The following is a 16,930-nucleotide window of genomic DNA, read 5'->3' as shown; positions in this document are numbered from 1 at the left end:
CTTTTTATAGGCAGTGTATTTGTTTTGGAAAATAAAAATAATACTTTACCTTTGCAGTCCTTTTAAATATGGCTAAGCAGTCTTTAATCAAACAGGACGGGACGATAGTAGAAGCTTTATCAAACGCTATGTTTCGTGTACGCCTTGAAAACGGGCACGAAATACTGGCAACAATTTCAGGAAAAATGCGCATGCACTACATACGCATTCTGCCTGGTGATAAAGTAGGTGTTGAGATGAGTCCGTATGATTTGAGCCGTGGCCGTATAATATATCGTTATAAATAAACAATTTAAATAACCAACAAGTCATGAAGGTTAGAGCTGCCATTAAGAAGCGTAGTGCCGACTGCAAGATTGTACGCCGTAAAGGAAAACTGTACATCATTAACAAAAAGAACCCCCGTTTCAAACAACGCCAGGGCTAATTATTAAAAATTTTTGAATTTTATCATATATGGCTCGTATATCTGGTATTGACCTTCCAAAAAACAAACGCGGTGAGATAGCGCTCACGTACATCTACGGTATCGGCCGTAGCACAGCTCAATACATCCTCGAGAAATCAGGCATCGATTTCGATAAGAAAGCTGCCGAGTGGAACGATGATGAGCAGGCTGCTATCCGTAACATTATCTCCAGCGAGTTTAAAGTAGAAGGCCAGTTGCGTTCTGAAGTGCAAATGAACATTAAGCGCCTCATGGATATCGCTTGTTATCGTGGTCTGCGTCACCGTAAAGGTCTTCCTTTGCGTGGTCAGCGTACCCGTACTAACAGCCGTACCCGTAAAGGTAAGCGTAAGACAGTTGCAGGTAAAAAGAAAGCACCTAAGAAATAATAACTGTACCGCTGCCGGATCTGGTGAGGTGCACCGGGGAGGAGTGGTACGCCCGATGTATATCGGTTCATTTTTTGACTACCTTATTTTTAAAACAAAATGGCAAAGCAACAAGCATCTGCTAAGACAGCCGCTAAAAAGCGCGTCGTAAAAGTTGATCCACACGGCGACGTGCATATCAACGCAGCATTCAACAACATCATCATCAGCATCACCAACAAGACCGGCCAGGTTATCTCTTGGTCTTCTGCTGGTAAAATGGGCTTCCGCGGTTCTAAGAAAAACACGCCTTATGCAGCTCAAATGGCTTCACAAGACTGCGGTAAAGTAGCAATGGACGCTGGTGTAAAGAAAGTTGACGTATTCGTGAAAGGTCCCGGTTCAGGTCGTGAAAGCGCTATCCGCGCCCTGGCAAACATGGGTATCGAAGTAGTTTCTATCAAAGACGTAACGCCGCTGCCACACAACGGTTGCCGTCCTCCGAAGAAACGTCGCGTATAATCGCAACATCAAAATCGCAATCATTTTTTATTTATAATCGCTGCTCCGGATCGGATTTTACGATTTTTAAAGGAGACGGGGCAGGAAAACAAAAATCGTCATGGCACGTTATACAGGACCAAAGAACAGAATCTGCCGTATTTTCGGTGAGCCTATCCTGGGATCAGGCAAAAACCTCGGCAAAAACAGCAACCCTCCAGGTCAGCATGGACCTAGCCGCAAACGCAAAACTGCGAGCGAATACGCTATCCAGCTGAAAGAAAAACAAAAGGCTAAATACACTTACGGCCTTCTGGAGAAACAATTCCGTAACACCTACGTTGAGGCTGCACGCCTGAAAGGTGCTACCGGTGAGAACCTGATCAAACTGCTGGAAGCTCGTCTGGACAATACCATCTATCGTATGGGTATCGCTCCTACACGTCCTGCTGCTCGTCAAATGGTGTCGCACAAGCACATCATGGTAAACGGTGAAGTAGTGAACATCCCTTCATACACAATGAAGCCAGGTGATGTTATTGAACTGAAACCTAAGAGCAAGGCTAACACAGACGTTACAGGCCAGATCCGCGGCAAAGGCCAGAAGATCACTTGGGTTGACTGGAACGAAAAAGAAATGAAAGGTACTTATATAGCTCACCCAGAACGTGAAAGCGTTCCTGAGAATATCAAGGAACAGCTGATCGTCGAGTTGTACTCTAAGTAATAATGACACTAAGCTTCCTGCCATCAGGAAGCTTAGCTTGTTTTACCAATTGGCTAAAAATGCTTATATTAGCTTCCCTTTAATAAGGATTTAGCCTAAAACTTTAAAAACAGTAAATCTCAAATCTCAATATGGCCATATTGAATTTCCAAAAACCGGATAAGATTGTTCTTCAGAAAGCTACTGATTTCGAAGCTCAGTTTGAATTCCGCCCTCTGGAACCCGGTTACGGTGTTACCATTGGTAATGCACTGCGTCGTGTACTGCTTTCTTCGCTGGAAGGTTATGCGATCACTGCTATCAAAATAGCAGGTGCAGACCATGAATTTGCAACTATCAAAGGTGTACTGGAAGATGTTACTGAGATCATCCTGAACCTGAAACAGGTTCGCCTGAAAAAAGCCGTAGAAGGCGACGTATCTGGCGAAAGGATCGAACTGAACATCAAAGGCCAGGAAACTTTCACTGCAGCTATGATCGGCGAAGCATTGCCTAATTTCCAGGTAATGAATCCTGAATTGGTTATCTGCAACATGGAGCCAGGTACTACTTTCAACATCGAACTACACATCGGCAAAGGCCGCGGTTACGTTCCTGCTGAAGAGAACCGTCCTAAAGAAGCTCCTGTTGGCATCATCGCCATCGACTCTATTTACACTCCGATCAAGAATGTAAAATACAGCATCGAAAATACCCGCGTTGAACAACGTACGGATTTCGAAAAGCTGATCATGGAAGTTTCTACAGATGGTACTATCCATCCTGAAGAAGCTGTAAAAGAAGCTTCACGCATCCTTATCCAACACCTGATGATCATCACTGATGAGAACATCTCTCTGGATACTAAACGTGAAGAAAAAGAAGCAGTAGTAGACGAAGAAACACTGCAACTGCGCAAAGTATTGAACACTCCTCTGGAAGATCTGGAACTTTCTGTACGTGCATTCAACTGCCTGAAAGCTGCTAAGATCAACTCTCTGAGCGAGCTGGTACAATACACTCAGGAAGAACTGATGAAATTCCGCAACTTCGGTCAGAAATCTCTGTCTGAAATTGAGCAAGTGCTGGGCGAACGCGGTCTGCACTTTGGTATGGATATCAGCAAATTCCACCGTAGCAACGATTAATTAATTCCATGTCAATCCTGGCTATGCCGGGATTGACATTTTTTTTCTAACCAGTACTTCGTATTCCTTGACACGGTACGAAGGAAACCCCGGGTAACCGGAACAAATTTTAAAGTCATGCGTCACGGAGACAAAATCAAAAACCTCGGCCGTACACAATCACATCGTAAGGCCCTGATGTCAAACCTTGCTTGCCAGCTTATCGAGCACAAGCGCATCGTTACCACTCTTACTAAAGCTAAATCACTGCGTGTTTATGCTGAGCCTTTGATCACTCGTTCTAAAGACGATAGCATGCACAACCGTCGTGTTGTATTCAGCTATCTGCAAGACAAAGAGGCTATCAAAGAACTGTTTGGTACAATCGGTGATAAAGTAGCTAACCGTCCTGGTGGTTACACTCGTATCATCAAACTGCCTCGCCGTTTTGGTGATGCTGCTGATATGGCAATGATCGAGCTGGTTGACTTCAACGAGATCTACAACAAAGAAGGCAAAGACGCTGGTGCTAAGAAAACCCGTCGTAGCCGTCGTAGTGGTGCTGCTGCAACTAAGAAAGCTGCTGCTCCTGCTGCCGAAGCAACACCTGCTACAGAAGCTCCTGTAACTGAAGCTCCTGTTGCTGAAGGTACAGAAGAAAACAACGCTTAGTCTTAACTTAAGCATACTGAAAAGGCCTCGCAACAGCGGGGCCTTTTTGTTTTGATACATTCGGTAATTTGCAGCTAAATACGCACTGATGTCTGAAGCGAGCAAGTTGTTCAAAGATGTATTTTTCAAAGCTGGCTTCATCGATGAATTCAGTGATGCATTAGCACACGTAATGCCTGCTTTTGATAAGAGATCATTTGCCCATAAGGTATTCGACAAAGAATGGAAGAATAAGGAGCTGAAACAACGTGTCAGGCATATCGCCACCGTATTGCATACTGTTCTGCCAAAACATTTTCCTGATGCAGCAAGTACCATTGTAGCATTGGTAGAACACTTACAACAAAAGGTAAAGTCAGTAAGCTTTGGCTACATGTGCCTGCCAGAATACATCGAGGTATATGGCATAGATTATTACAAAGAATCGGTAGCAGCCATGGAGGAAGTGACAAAGTTTATGAGCTGCGAGTTTGCTGTACGCCCCTTTATCGTGAAGTACGGCGATAAGATGATGACGAAGATGATGGCCTGGGCTAAGCATAAACACCCGCGTGTTCGCCGCCTGGCCACCGAAGGCTGTAGGCCACGGCTGCCATGGGCAATGGCGCTACCCGCGTTCAAGAAAGACCCATCCGCGATACTGACTATACTGGAGCAGCTGAAGGCAGATAAAGATATCTGGGTAAAGAAAAGCGTTGCCAATAACCTTAACGACATGTCAAAAGACAACCCTGAGTTCACATTATCCGTCATTAAGACCTGGAAAGGAGATGATCCAAACACCAATTGGATCATCAAACATGCCAGCCGTACGTTGCTAAAGCAGGGTCACACTGAGTTGATGGAGTTATTTGGCTTTAAGAAGGATAAAGCCCTTAAGCTGGAGCGGTTTACGATACATACACCCAAAGTGAAGATGGGCAAAGAACTGGTATTCTCTTTCGATATCAGCAATGGCAGCAAACAGCAGAAGATGGTACGCCTCGAGTATGGCATGTACTACAACCGGGCCAATGGCAGCATGTCAAAGAAGGTGTTCAAAATAAGCGAACGCGAATACATGGCAGGTGAGACTTACTCTGTAACACGCAAACAAAGCTTTAAGCCTATAACTACACGCGCATATTATCCGGGGCTGCATAAGGTATCTGTGATCGTGAATGGGCATGAAATGATGGATGCTGAATTCTCGCTAACTAATTAAACTACTCAATAACCACTCCCATGTCTGGAAACAAAGTACTTGAAAGCAAGGCGCTCATTCGCTTCCCGGATTGCGATCCGTTCAATCACCTAAATAACTCACGTTATCTCGATTATTTTATCAATGCTCGGGAAGATCATATCTGGCAGAACTACCAGTTCAATATTTACCAATATGCCAAAGAACATGGCAAGAGCTGGGTGGTAGGACAGAACCAGATCGTTTACCTACGTCCTGCTATGCTGATGGAAACGGTGGTCATTCAGTCGACCATATTGGAGCTTCGTGAGCGCGATCTGATCGTAGAAATGACCATGTGGAACAAAGACAAGACGCAATTAAAGTCGTTATTATGGAGCACTTTTGTACACTTCAACTTTGCTACACAGAAAAGCGATGTGCATGACCAGAAGCTCATAGACTTCTTCAAGCCGTTTGAGAATCCTTTGCCTCAGAAAGTTTCGTTTGAAGAGCGGGTGTCACAGTTGAAGAATAAAGTCTGAGTTACTTGTTGCTGAAGAATTTTTCAGCGGCAGTTTTCCCGTTGTTATACATCAAGTCTTTTTGGACTTTTGATACTTTTTTGACGCGACCGCCAATGTGCCCGGTGCTGATATAAATAGTGCGTGCTCGCTCAGATTCTGGCGACGTTGCTTTGTTCAGTGTTTCTATAGTTACATTGTACAACGCAGATATATAGTAGCTGAAATTGGTAATATGGTATGGTGCAAGTCCATCCTTTGTATATTCAATCTGTTCCGGTCGCTCCAGTTTAAGCCCGAGGGTTTTCATATTGACACCGTTGCTGTCAAAAAGAGTGAGCGGATAATTAGCGACAACTCCGCCGTCTACCAGTACCTGTCTTGATTTGTCTTTGCTTTGTTTTCTATATGCATTGCCGTTACTGTCAAGGAACATCGCACCATAATACAGGGGAATGGATATACTGGCTCGTATGGCTGTTTTGACCGGCATAGAAGGGTAGGTGCCATAGTATAATACTTCCTGCCGCTGTAGCGATAGGTTGGTAGCTAAAGCGTAGAGGTCCTTGAATTTAGGGCTTGTAGCTGCGAGTGTATGGAGCTGTGATAGCGTTAGGTTCGCATTACCGGTTTTGGCGGCTATTAATCTGCCAAGCCATGCTTCCATTGCTACGCCGCGGAACCAGCCATAATTTTTTCCCATTCTTACAGCACCACCAATGAACCCAACTCGGCCATCGTTGAATTCCTGTAGCAGCAACCCATTCAATATGTCCCTAAGCTCATCCGCATTGTAGCCAACAGCCAATAGCCCACCAACAAGCGCACCTGCTGATGTTCCGCCTACACCTTCCAGTCCATCGGTAATCTTTTTTTCTTCCAGTACTTTGATGGCGCCTGCATAGGTTGCTCCCCTGATACCGCCGCCTTCCATAATAAGGTATTTGTACGGTTGAGCGGTCAGGGAATTACAGATCAAAAGGGACACAATAAACAATGCCTCCTTCATACTTCACGGTTATTTTAAGACTGAATATAGCAGTAAAAGTTGAAACAACTTTCTGTCATTTTTCCTTAACGTACTCGGAAGTATAGGTTCGCATTTTTTTAGATGGGGTTATGTTTACCTGTTGTTTCCGCTGTTTGTAATAAGCAGCGATCAGCTGTATGCATATTATAACAAAGGCTATTATGCACAATCTGATAGGCATCATAAACCGGAGCATAACAGGTGCTCCATAAACAATCGCCGCTGCGTATATCGCAATGAATGTAATTAAAACAGCACTCATGGACGCGATCTCAGAATTGATGATTCCTGTTTTCTTGCGCAGCAATATCAGGAATGACGCTATGGAAAGGCAAAAAAGTACCCAGAGTACCGGATACACCCAGGCTTGCTTTTTTAAAACCGCCCGCAATAGATCATGAGCTGGTTTCATGTTCTCTTGTTTTCCAATGTGCTTATTTAGTTCGAACCACTCTCTCTCGTACTTCCCTGTTGAGCTACCATAAAGATAATTTTCGAAAACCTCCGTCTCGGGTTTGATCAGTTTTTGAAAATTGTTATATAGGTAATAACGAAAATACTCGTAAGGGTGTTTTGTAATCAAGCTTTTACCGTATTCAGAATATACCAATCCCATGTGATTCCAGGCATGATAATAATCCCAGCGGGTTAACTGTCTTTTTTTATACATCGCTTGCCTGAGAGGTAACGAGTCTATCCAGATAGCCTGGTAAGAAACCTCATTAGCTGAGGGGTATTTTGATTTGAAGGCGGGGTAAGAATATCGTACAATGCTATCGACCATTCGTACATCGGGATCGTCAGAATAAACAAGAGGCTCGGAGAGGTCGATATGAGGTATTATATGCAATGCATTATTTGCCAGTTGCCATCCACCAAACGCTGAGAATACAGGTACTGCCTGGTCTCTATCCGTGTTGTCAGTTACTTTATTTACATAGCCTATTATCATCAGGCAGGGTAGTAAAGTGGCGGCGGCTGCAAGCCATTTTTTCCTGATCCCTACGAAAAATGCTATTACCATTATTGCCGGGTATATCATGCCGATGTATCTTATCGTAATACAAAACATCATAACTGATATTATGAGTATGTAGGCAATGATGCCAGGACGCTTAACAAACCATAAGCAGGAAGTAATTAACAGTAACGATAACGATAGAAACAGGCTATCGCTTGAAATAAGGTTCGTGGTATAGTATCCGGTTAAAAAGAAAATAATTGCTATTAGAAAGACCGCACGAATATACTTGCCGGTGAGCTTAAATAAATGGATAACACTAGTGAAAAAGAATAGCAAAGCAGATGCGAAAAATGTTAGCTGAACTATAAATACACCGGTAGCAGTTTTTGAAAATCTATGGATGTAATCTAAAAAGTATGAATAGCCTAATGGTCTCGTGCCTCCGTATTTTTTTTCGATGGCCCATCGAATATACCCGCCGGTATCGGAGAACATATCCGGAATAGGATAGCAATAATGAATGAAAATACCCCATAAGATACTTAAGGACAAAAAAACAATAATTTCTCTGCGGATTAAATACAGGCTCTGTAGAAAAGAGAAATCATTATGAATGTTTTCGTAAGAGCGGTCATTGATGTTTTTACTTATAGGTTTGAGGTTTGGCCTTTGCTTTGCCATTATAGTGAAGATTTAGAGGTTATTGGTACCTCAAAACTAATCAGCAAAAAAAATTACGCAAGTTTTTTTTTGTCATGGTTATTTCTTTTTTTGATCGCATGATTTTTTTTAACTGTGTGTCTTATGAAATCAAAAAAGCCGCATCACTGCGGCTTCTGTTTGTCATTGTTTTTCTTTTCGTCTTTTTTCTTTCGCCCTGATTCCTTTAGCATTTTATCAATAAGCCATTCTATTTGCCCGTTCACGCTACGAAACTCGTCTCCGGCCCATTTCTCCAGGGCCTTGTACGTCTCTTCGTCAATACGTAAAACAAAACTTTTCTTCGAGCTCACCTTGGTTACAATTTCTAATCAGCAAAATCAAATTAATTAGTCATTAAAATCAGCGATTCAGACTATTGATATAATGATCCCGCATTTAATACCGGCTGCATACCTTTCTCGCCGCAAAGCACCACCATCAGGTTACTTACCATCGCCGCTTTCTTTTCTTCATCCAGTTCCACAATTTGTTTTTTGCTGAGTTCTGCAAGCGCCATTTCCACCATGCCTACGGCACCCTCTACTATCTTAAAGCGTGCGGCAACAATGGCAGTTGCCTGTTGGCGTTGTAACATAGCACCTGCTATCTCCTGTGCATACGCCAGGTGACTGATGCGCGACTCCAGTATCTTGATGCCTGCAGTTGACAAACGTGCAGTAAGTTCCTGGTCCAGTATTTCGGATACTTTATCGCCGCCGTCGCGTAGCGTTATTGTAGCATGTTCGTCTTCAATGTTGTCGTAGGCAAAGCTGGTTGCCAGTTTACGCACCGCAGCTTCACTTTGTGTTTTTACATAGATCATGTAGTCCGATACATCGTATGCAGCGCGATAGGTATCCTGTATCTGCCATACAAGTACTGCCCCTATCTCTATAGGATTCCCCATCTTATCATTCACCTTCAGCGTTGGCGTTGCCAGGTTTTGCGCACGCAGTGTTAGTTTTTCTGTAGTATAAAATGGATTCACGAAGAACATGCCATTCTCTTTTACACTGCCCACGTATTTACCAAAGAGGTTCAATACACGCGAGTGGTTGGGCTGTATGATCATGATGCCTTTCCAAATGAAGATGGTGGCCACCAATGATGGGATAGCCAGCCAAAGCATGAACACATTGGTCTCGACCTGAGAGAACCCGTATCCCCCAAGCGCCAGGGTGGCGATCGAGATGAACAACGCGAGGTAGCCATTCATGGGTTTAACAACCTTTTCCATACTTTGATATTATTTTGATATCATAAAGGTATTGAAATAACATACACACTTCCAAAAAAATCTTACTGCCTGTGTTATCTAATTGGTTATCACTTGAAAGAAATTGCCGTGATTTTCAAAATCAACCGAATCATGGTTATTTTTGGCGAATGCAGTTGAGCAATGTTGTAGGGCAGCAGCCGGCAAAGACAGGTTTACTAAAAATGTGGCAGGGCGAACATTTTCCGCACGCTTTGTTGTTGGTGGGACAGGAAGGGACTGGGGGCTTGCCACTGGGGCTTGCATTGGCACAATACATTTTTTGCGAGAACAAACAGGATAATGATTCATGTGGCCAATGCCCGAACTGCAGCAAAGTATCCAAGCTGGAACACGCCGATCTGCGTGTGAGCTTTCCGTCAATTCCGCCTAAGCCTAATACCAAGGCTATGAGTCGCCATTACATTCAGGACTTTCGCGAGTTCATAGCTCAAACTCCTTATGCCACTACCTACGATTGGCTACAGTTCATCAACGCAGAAAACAAGCAAGGTAACATCACGGCTGAAGAATGTCGTGAGATGATAGAGCAACTCAACCTGAAATCGTACGAAGGTGGAAAGAAAGTGCAGATCATATGGAGACCAGAGTATTTAGGTAAAGAAGGTAACATCCTGCTGAAGCTCATTGAAGAGCCTCCGGCTGATACCATCATGATCTTCATTGCAGAAAATACGGAGGATATTCTGCCTACGATCTTATCACGTACGCAGATGGTACGCCTCGCGCCTATCTCTGCTTCAGAAATTGCTGACGCGCTTGTGCAGCGCGGACTAGCAGATGCTAAGAAAGCAGCACAAGTTGGCCACATGGCTAATGGTAGCTTTACCGAAGCGCTGCGATTAGTGCGTCATGCGGAGAACGACTTGTTTCCCGACGTACGCACGTGGTTTAATGCGATTTTCCGCAACAACGGTTTAGAAATAGCTAAGTTCTCAGAAGAATGGAGTAAATCAGGACGAGAGCAGCAGAAGAACTTCTTGCATTACATCATACAGCTGCTGGAACAAACTATCCGTGTACGCTACCTGCCACAACACCCGCCGGCCTTGCCCGATGAGGAAGCGCAGTTCGTACAAAAGCTGGCGGCCATGCCGATACCCTTGGAAGTCTTTGGGCAGATGGTGAAAGAAATAACAGACACGATCTATTTCATTGAGCGGAACGCTCACAGTAAAACGCAGCTACATGCGCTGTCGGTTCGCATGGTGTATGCCATACAAAAAAGGCAACTCCCGATATTGTAATACTAAACGGTAACCTTAACGCAACTGAAGTCATAAAAAGCACGCGCAATTTCAATGCACTGCTCAAACTTTATCGGTTTGATCACGTATGATTCGGCGCCTAACTGGAGGCAGTGTGCCTTTTCAATATCATTCATTGAGGTAGAAAATATCTTAACCGGTATATGCCGGTAGTGATTATGGTTCTTCAGCATGCGTAAGGTTTCTGTACCACTCAGCCGGGGCATATTGAGATCCAGCACTATAAGCGAGGGTAGCTCCGTTTCCCCCGCTAGTTTGTCCAGGTATTGTATCACAAGTTCACCGTCTTCAACAAAGGCTATTTCTTTTTCAAGGCCTATTTCGCGAAAAGCGTCTTCAATGATGAGACGGTCTTCCATATCATCATCAGCCAGCAGGATACGGGCAAACTGGGGCATAAGCAGTGTGGATTTTTGCGTTTGATACAAGGTTTAGGCCTTAAATCGGGAGATTTACCCGTTTTAGAGGCGGATAAAGCATTGTTAAAAAAATCATACCACAACAATAGCTAGTGCGTTGACAGACAGGCATCAACACCTGTCATATGTCTATTTGTATATATGAAACTGCTTATTCTTTATGGCAACACACCATAACAGCCTACCTACGCTATTTTTTACTATTTTCGCTGATTATTGATATTTTTCACACTCGGCAGGTAAGCTGTAAGATTTTTTGAGGAGACAGGAAAAAGCTTATCAACCAATTGGTTCTTTACATAATTAGCAATGATGTACAGGATTGCCTGCTGTCAACATAAATATATATTTAAATGGGATGTGGCAATTGTGGGACTGGCGCGAGCGGCAAACCCGGAGGTTGCAAAGGAAACGGAGGATGTAGCACTGGTGGATGTAACCGAATGAATGTTTTTGACTGGCTTAGCGCTTTGCCCCTGCACGATAGTGCAAAACCTTACCCGGTAATAGAAGTAACGTTCAATAAAGGAAGCAGAAAGGAATTTTACCGTAATAATACCAGCCTTATTTACGAAAAAGGCGACTGGATAGCCGTAGAAGGCGTTGGTGGATATGATGTAGGACAAGTAAGCCTTACCGGCGAGCTGGTGAAACTACAGATGAAAAAGTATGGCATTGACGATCCAAATGCGTTGAAACGCATTTTGCGCCCGGCCAACGATACTGATATCGACCTATATAATAAATCCAAAGAGCGTGAACCCGAGGTCCTGATACGCTCGAGGGCTATAGCGCGCAACCTGAAGCTGGAAATGAAACTGGCCGAGGTAGAGCTGCAGGCTGATGGTAAAAAAGCAACCTTTTTCTACACTGCCGACCAGCGTGTGGATTTCCGTGAACTGATCAAGCACTACGCCGGCGACTTTAAAGTAAAGGTGGAAATGCGCCAGATCGGTGCCCGCCAGGAAAGTGCCAAAGTAGGCGGCATCGGCTCTTGTGGTCGTGAATTGTGTTGCGCGACATGGCTTACCGATTTCAAATCTGTAAATACTACCGCTGCCCGCTACCAGAACCTGTCGATCAACCAGGTAAAACTGAGCGGCCAGTGCGGCAGGTTAAAGTGCTGTCTGAATTACGAGCTGGATACCTATATGGATGCGTTGAGGGTATTCCCTGACAATGCGGATGTATTGGAAACAGCCAAAGGCAGAGCCTACCTGCAAAAGCGCGATATCTTCAAAAACCTGATGTGGTACACTTTTTCGGACAGCAATAAGCAGTACCCGATGATGATCACCAGGGTGAAAGAGATACTAGCGATGAACAAGCAGGGCCAGAAACCTGATGAGCTGCAGCCAGTTGAACTGGAATTGAGCAGCAGCAAAACTGGTGTGAAGGTAGATGTAGGCTTTGTGAATGACGTGGGGCAGATCACGCTGAGAGCGCTGGAGCGTGGTAACAAAAAGCGCAAAGGCGGTGGCGCAAACAAACCTCAGCAGAATGCCCAGGGGGGCCAGCAAAGGCAAGGTCAGCCGCAGGGTGGTCAGCAACAGCGTCCGCAGCAGCAAAAGCAAGGTGGTCAGCAACGTCCCCAACAGCAAGGTCAGGGTCAGCAACAACGTCCACAACAAGGTCAGGGTCAACAGCGTCCGCAACAACAAGGCCAAAAACAAAACCAGCCACAACAAAGGCAAGGTCAGCAAGGCGGCCAACAGCAGCAACCTAAGCAGGGTCAGCAACAGGGTGGCGGTCAACAACAACCTAAACAAGGACAACAGCAAGCTGGGCAACAACAGCGTCCGCAACAAGGTCAGCAGCAACGCCCGCAACAACAACGTCCACAGCAGCAGCGCCCACAACAACAAGGGCAGCAGCAGGAAGGGCAACAACCAAAACAAAACCAGCCAAGGCCACCAAGGCCGCCGCGTCCGCAGGGACAGGGTGGAGGAGGCGGCCAGCAAAACAGGCCAAGCGAACCAACGCCGCCACAGGCTGCACAATAATTTGAATGCCCCGCTTTTGGCGGGGCATTTTCTTTAAAAGAGAAAGCCTCCGATATCGGAGGCTTTCTCTTTTAAAGAAAATGGTTGTTGAAACTTAATTCGCGTATTCGCTCAGGAACTTGATGCGCATCATTTGCAATTGTTCAATGCTCACATCGCGGTCTCTGAATTCTTCATACGCATGCTCCAGGTTGTCGTCGTGGCTGCCGCGGAAGTAGTCGAAGATGTCTTCCTGCTCGTATTCATCCAGCTCCTGCTCTAAGCAATAGTCCAGGTTCAGCTTAGTACCGCTGGCAACGATGGTTTCCATTTCTACCAGCAGATCTTGCAGGCTCAGGTCTTTATTGCGGGCAATGGTTTCAAGAGGGATCTTCTTGTCGATGTTCTGTATAATGAACACCTTCATACCGCTCTTATTCACCACGCTCTTCATTACAAAATCGTCTGGTTTGGTGATGTCGTTCTCAGCAACATACTTAGCTATCAGCTCTACGAACTTGCGACCGTAGCGCATTGCCTTGCCCTTGCTCACACCCTGTATCTTCTCTAGTTCTTCTAGCGTGGTAGGATAGTTGATAGACATATCCTCCAGTGAATTCTCGAGGAAGATCACGAATGGAGGCAGGCCTTTTTCCTTTGCTACTTGTCTGCGCAGGTCTTTCAGCATTTCAAACAGCACAGGGTCTGCAGCTGCTGGGCCGCTATTAGCACCTGTTGCATCATCATCTTCTTCTATCGCTTCTTCGTAGTTGTGGTTCATAGCCACCATTATCGAGAATGGCTTCTTCAGGAACTTGTGTCCTTTCTCTGTTATCTTCAGCAGGCCATACTCTTCAATGTCTTTACGCACCAGTCCTTCCAGCATCATCTGGCGGATGAGTGAATTCCAGAAATCAGCTTGCATTTCCATGATCAAACCGCTACCGAACGATTTCAGTTTATCGTGACGGAAGGTTTTGATCTGTGGGTTCGACTTACCGAGAATGATATTTACTACATATTCGATATTGAAACGCTCGTCCAGTTCGTTCACTGTATCCAGTACGATCTTCGAGCTGTCGCGTACTTCAAGTTTTTCTTTCGGGTTGAGACAGTTGTCGCAGTTACCGCAGTTCTCCTGCTTCAGTTCTTCACCAAAGTAGTGCAGCAACAGTTTGCGACGGCATACACCGCTTTCAACATAAGCAACAGTTTCTGCTATCAGTTGCGCACCCATTTCGCGTTCGCTCAGTGGTTTGTCGCGCATCAGGTGTTCCAGCTTCTGTACGTCTTTATGCGAGTAGTACAGCAGGCATTTGCCTTCCAGTCCGTCGCGGCCACCGCGGCCGGTTTCCTGGTAGTAGTTCTCCAGCGACTTAGGTATGTTGTAGTGCATCACAAACCGTACGTCTGGTTTGTCAATACCCATACCAAAGGCGATAGTAGCCACGATCACGTCCACTTCTTCCATCAGGAACTGATCCTGGCGTTGTGCGCGCACCGCGGCATCAAGGCCGGCGTGGTAGGCTACTGCTGATATACCGTTAGCCTGCAATAGGCTGGCTAATTCTTCTGTGGTTTTGCGGTTCAGGGTATAGATGATACCGCTTTTGCCTTTCATACCGCCCTGTATGAATTTTACCATGTGCTTCAGCACCTGCTCTTTCTTGCCTTTAGGTACGATCTCGTAATAAAGGTTCGGGCGGTTGAACGATGAAACAAACACTTCCGGTGTACGCAGTGCAAGATTCTTTACGATATCGTCCTGCACCTTAGGGGTAGCCGTTGCCGTTAGAGCGATGATGGGCAGATCAGGATTGATCTGGTCGATCATATCACGCAGCTTCCTGTACTCCGGGCGGAAATCATGTCCCCATTCAGAGATACAATGTGCTTCGTCCACAGCAATGAACGAAATATTGATATCGGCAAAAAAGTCGATGTTCTCCTGTTTGGTCAACGTCTCAGGCGCCACATACAGCATTTTGGTATGTCCGCTCAAAAGGTCGGACTTTACCTTCTTTTGCTGTGCCTTGCTCAGTGTCGAGTTGAGGAAGTGTGCCACATGGTCCTTGCTGCTATAGCCGCGTATCAGGTCCACCTGGTTCTTCATGAGCGCTATCAGTGGTGATACGATCAGCGCTACACCTTCGCTCAGCAAAGCCGGCAATTGGTAGCACATAGACTTACCGCCACCCGTAGGCATGATCACAAACGTATCTGTACCAGACAGTATGCTTTTGATAATTTTTTCCTGTTCTCCCTTAAATGCTTCGAAGCCAAAATGCTCCTGTAGTGCTTTCTTTAAATTCACTTTCGATTTTGAGGTAGAAGTACCTGCATCCATAACACTAAAAAATTTACCTTAAGTAGCGCTCAATTCATCGGCGAAATATATATGTGATTATAACTGAGGCCTTTGTAAAAGGACTGCGAATTTACGATAGGTAAGTTAAAAAAACTAAAACATACATGCAAGCTTTTTGTAAAATATCGCGTAAATAGTGAAATACAGCCGATGGGATGCTACAGTTTTGTCACAGAAACGTTTGCCGAAAGCCTAAATACCCGCCAAATGGCCCTTTGGGCGTACTTCCAGATCGTCCCGACACTGTTCCAGTAGCTCTGCTATTGTTTTGTTAAATATGGGATGCACCATATCGCCGGCTATTTCTGCAAGCGGAATAAGGGCAAAACCGCGCTCTGGCAAGAAGGGATGTGGCACCTTCAGGTCTGGTTGGTCAATGATCCGGTCGTCAATAAGGAGGATGTCGATATCCAGCGTTCGCTGGCCCCATTTCAGCGTTCGTTGCCTTCCCAGTTCTTCTTCTATCGTTTGAATAGTAGCCAGCAGCTCGCGCGGTTCCAGTATGGTTTCCACGCCTATGGCCATGTTCAGGAAGTCGGGTTGTTCTTCCAGTCCCCAGGCAGCTGTCTCGTACACCTGCGATTGTTCGGTGATTGTCCCGATCCTTTCGCTTATCAGTTTAATGCATTGTCGCAGCCATTCGTGGCGGTTGCCTTCGTTGCTGCCTAAAAGTAGGTATGCTTTATTCAATTCTCAGTCGTGTGTTTTCGATCTACCGTGCGCTTGCATTGGTCATCGCTTGCGCTATCTTGGTTTCGTTCAGCTGTTCCAGCGATTTTATCAACTCCTGGTATTGGGAGTTGTACGGACTGCCGGCAAGAAAAGCGATCACCGAAGCTTGCTCATTTTTTTTCAGCTTTTTCAACTCCAGGGCAAATGCTTCCGGATTTAGTCCCGCCACTTCCATCATTGTTTCCTGCATGATACCTGCGGGGCCATCGCTCAAACTTAGTTTTTTGCAAATGGACACGCATTTGGGCATCACCTGTTTCGGATACATGCGTCCCAGCTCGCGATACTTCGCAAGGTACGCATCGTACTGAAAATACAGCTGGTCGAACTGGTGAGGTGTGAATACGTCTATGTAGTGATCCTTGTTATCGGGAAATGCCTTGATAAAGGCCATATGGTTTTCCGGGAAATCGGGTTGTTTCATCAGCCAGTCGTAGGCTGCTTTGACTTTTTCAGCTTCGGGAGTGAGCGGTCTCTGCGCAACACCGGCAAAAGGCAGCAAACTCAGCAATGCTATATATACAGCGCGTTTCATAGTGCCATAAAGGTAACTCCAATTACGCTTTGGAAAAATGTTTCAATGCTAAATAGGATGGGAGTTGTGATTTGTAATTCGCTGTCAACCTGCATGCGCGAAACGGCTGAGTCGTTTCGCGACCAATATTGCTGCTTACTTAGATA

At 45.3% G+C, this 16,930-nt stretch carries 19 protein-coding genes; 11 read left to right on the top strand and 8 right to left on the bottom strand.

The features are described from left to right. The first annotated feature begins 68 nt into the window (after nucleotides 1-68). The 9 genes from infA to P2W83_RS02565 all read left to right on the top strand — a co-directional run bounded on the left by infA (nucleotide 69) and on the right by P2W83_RS02565 (nucleotide 5,529). Nucleotides 69-287 carry a translation initiation factor IF-1 gene (gene infA, locus P2W83_RS02605; protein ID WP_086100257.1) on the top strand — a complete coding sequence of 73 codons (219 nt, stop codon included), beginning with the start codon at nucleotides 69-71 and terminating at the stop codon, nucleotides 285-287. A gap of 23 nt (nucleotides 288-310) precedes the next feature. Further along, the gene (gene ykgO, locus P2W83_RS02600) at nucleotides 311-427 is read left to right on the top strand and encodes a type B 50S ribosomal protein L36 (protein WP_276132129.1); all 117 of its coding nucleotides are present in this window, start codon (nucleotides 311-313) and stop codon (nucleotides 425-427) included. 29 nt (nucleotides 428-456) lie between these two features. Continuing rightward, complete coding sequence (rpsM, locus tag P2W83_RS02595) at nucleotides 457-837, top strand: 30S ribosomal protein S13 (protein WP_276132128.1); 381 nt, start codon at nucleotides 457-459, stop codon at nucleotides 835-837. Between the two features lie 99 nt (nucleotides 838-936). Beyond that, nucleotides 937-1,338, top strand: a complete 402-nt coding sequence (rpsK, locus tag P2W83_RS02590; protein ID WP_276132127.1) for a 30S ribosomal protein S11 — start codon at nucleotides 937-939, stop codon at nucleotides 1,336-1,338. A gap of 100 nt (nucleotides 1,339-1,438) precedes the next feature. Further along, on the top strand, nucleotides 1,439-2,044 hold the full coding sequence (gene rpsD, locus P2W83_RS02585; RefSeq protein ID WP_276132126.1) for a 30S ribosomal protein S4: 606 nt from the start codon (nucleotides 1,439-1,441) through the stop codon (nucleotides 2,042-2,044). A gap of 131 nt (nucleotides 2,045-2,175) precedes the next feature. Further along, on the top strand, nucleotides 2,176-3,171 hold the full coding sequence (locus P2W83_RS02580; RefSeq protein WP_276132125.1) for a DNA-directed RNA polymerase subunit alpha: 996 nt from the start codon (nucleotides 2,176-2,178) through the stop codon (nucleotides 3,169-3,171). A gap of 117 nt (nucleotides 3,172-3,288) precedes the next feature. Next, the gene (gene rplQ / locus P2W83_RS02575; RefSeq protein ID WP_276132124.1) at nucleotides 3,289-3,822 is read left to right on the top strand and encodes a 50S ribosomal protein L17; all 534 of its coding nucleotides are present in this window, start codon (nucleotides 3,289-3,291) and stop codon (nucleotides 3,820-3,822) included. 88 nt (nucleotides 3,823-3,910) lie between these two features. Beyond that, nucleotides 3,911-5,026, top strand: a complete 1,116-nt coding sequence (locus P2W83_RS02570; RefSeq protein WP_276132123.1) for a DNA alkylation repair protein — start codon at nucleotides 3,911-3,913, stop codon at nucleotides 5,024-5,026. 20 nt (nucleotides 5,027-5,046) lie between these two features. Then, nucleotides 5,047-5,529, top strand: a complete 483-nt coding sequence (locus P2W83_RS02565) for an acyl-CoA thioesterase (RefSeq protein WP_276132122.1) — start codon at nucleotides 5,047-5,049, stop codon at nucleotides 5,527-5,529. A 1-nt stretch (nucleotide 5,530) separates the two neighbouring features. Here P2W83_RS02565 and P2W83_RS02560 read toward each other — a convergent pair whose 3' ends face one another. From P2W83_RS02560 to P2W83_RS02545, 4 genes are all read right to left on the bottom strand, one after another. Beyond that, nucleotides 5,531-6,517, bottom strand: coding sequence for a patatin-like phospholipase family protein (locus P2W83_RS02560; protein WP_276132121.1), 987 nt, complete (start codon nucleotides 6,515-6,517; stop codon nucleotides 5,531-5,533). 55 nt (nucleotides 6,518-6,572) lie between these two features. Beyond that, the gene (locus P2W83_RS02555) at nucleotides 6,573-7,562 is read right to left on the bottom strand and encodes a hypothetical protein (protein ID WP_276132120.1); all 990 of its coding nucleotides are present in this window, start codon (nucleotides 7,560-7,562) and stop codon (nucleotides 6,573-6,575) included. Nucleotides 7,563-8,326: 764 nt separating this feature from the next. After that, a complete protein-coding gene (locus P2W83_RS02550) occupies nucleotides 8,327-8,515 on the bottom strand; it encodes a type II toxin-antitoxin system antitoxin (protein ID WP_276132119.1) in 189 nt (62 codons plus the stop codon). A 62-nt stretch (nucleotides 8,516-8,577) separates the two neighbouring features. Further along, nucleotides 8,578-9,441 carry an SPFH domain-containing protein gene (locus tag P2W83_RS02545; protein WP_276132118.1) on the bottom strand — a complete coding sequence of 288 codons (864 nt, stop codon included), beginning with the start codon at nucleotides 9,439-9,441 and terminating at the stop codon, nucleotides 8,578-8,580. 149 nt (nucleotides 9,442-9,590) lie between these two features. Here P2W83_RS02545 and P2W83_RS02540 point away from each other — a divergent pair, with 149 nt between their 5' ends. Then, entirely contained in the window at nucleotides 9,591-10,727 is a 1,137-nt protein-coding gene (locus tag P2W83_RS02540; protein WP_276132117.1) for a DNA polymerase III subunit, read from the top strand. A gap of 2 nt (nucleotides 10,728-10,729) precedes the next feature. On the opposite strand, the gene P2W83_RS02535 is transcribed toward P2W83_RS02540, so the two are convergent. Continuing rightward, nucleotides 10,730-11,146, bottom strand: a complete 417-nt coding sequence (locus tag P2W83_RS02535) for a response regulator (RefSeq protein ID WP_276132116.1) — start codon at nucleotides 11,144-11,146, stop codon at nucleotides 10,730-10,732. 374 nt (nucleotides 11,147-11,520) lie between these two features. On the opposite strand from P2W83_RS02535, the gene P2W83_RS02530 reads away from it, so the two are divergent. Continuing rightward, nucleotides 11,521-13,170, top strand: coding sequence for a PSP1 domain-containing protein (locus P2W83_RS02530; protein WP_276132115.1), 1,650 nt, complete (start codon nucleotides 11,521-11,523; stop codon nucleotides 13,168-13,170). A gap of 94 nt (nucleotides 13,171-13,264) precedes the next feature. On the opposite strand, the gene recQ is transcribed toward P2W83_RS02530, so the two are convergent. The 3 genes from recQ to P2W83_RS02515 all read right to left on the bottom strand — a co-directional run bounded on the left by recQ (nucleotide 13,265) and on the right by P2W83_RS02515 (nucleotide 16,784). Further along, nucleotides 13,265-15,496, bottom strand: a complete 2,232-nt coding sequence (gene recQ, locus P2W83_RS02525) for a DNA helicase RecQ (RefSeq protein WP_276132114.1) — start codon at nucleotides 15,494-15,496, stop codon at nucleotides 13,265-13,267. Between the two features lie 213 nt (nucleotides 15,497-15,709). Next, nucleotides 15,710-16,207, bottom strand: coding sequence for a 2-amino-4-hydroxy-6-hydroxymethyldihydropteridine diphosphokinase (gene folK, locus P2W83_RS02520; protein ID WP_276132113.1), 498 nt, complete (start codon nucleotides 16,205-16,207; stop codon nucleotides 15,710-15,712). A 22-nt stretch (nucleotides 16,208-16,229) separates the two neighbouring features. Further along, the gene (locus tag P2W83_RS02515; RefSeq protein WP_276132112.1) at nucleotides 16,230-16,784 is read right to left on the bottom strand and encodes a hypothetical protein; all 555 of its coding nucleotides are present in this window, start codon (nucleotides 16,782-16,784) and stop codon (nucleotides 16,230-16,232) included. Nucleotides 16,785-16,930 lie beyond the last annotated feature (146 nt).

Source organism: Polluticoccus soli (genome assembly GCF_029269745.1).
GTDB classification, from domain to species: Bacteria; Bacteroidota; Bacteroidia; order Chitinophagales; family Chitinophagaceae; genus Polluticoccus; species Polluticoccus soli.
The sequence above is the reverse complement of the archived record's forward strand: the minus strand, read 5'-3'. Positions and strand labels throughout refer to the sequence as shown.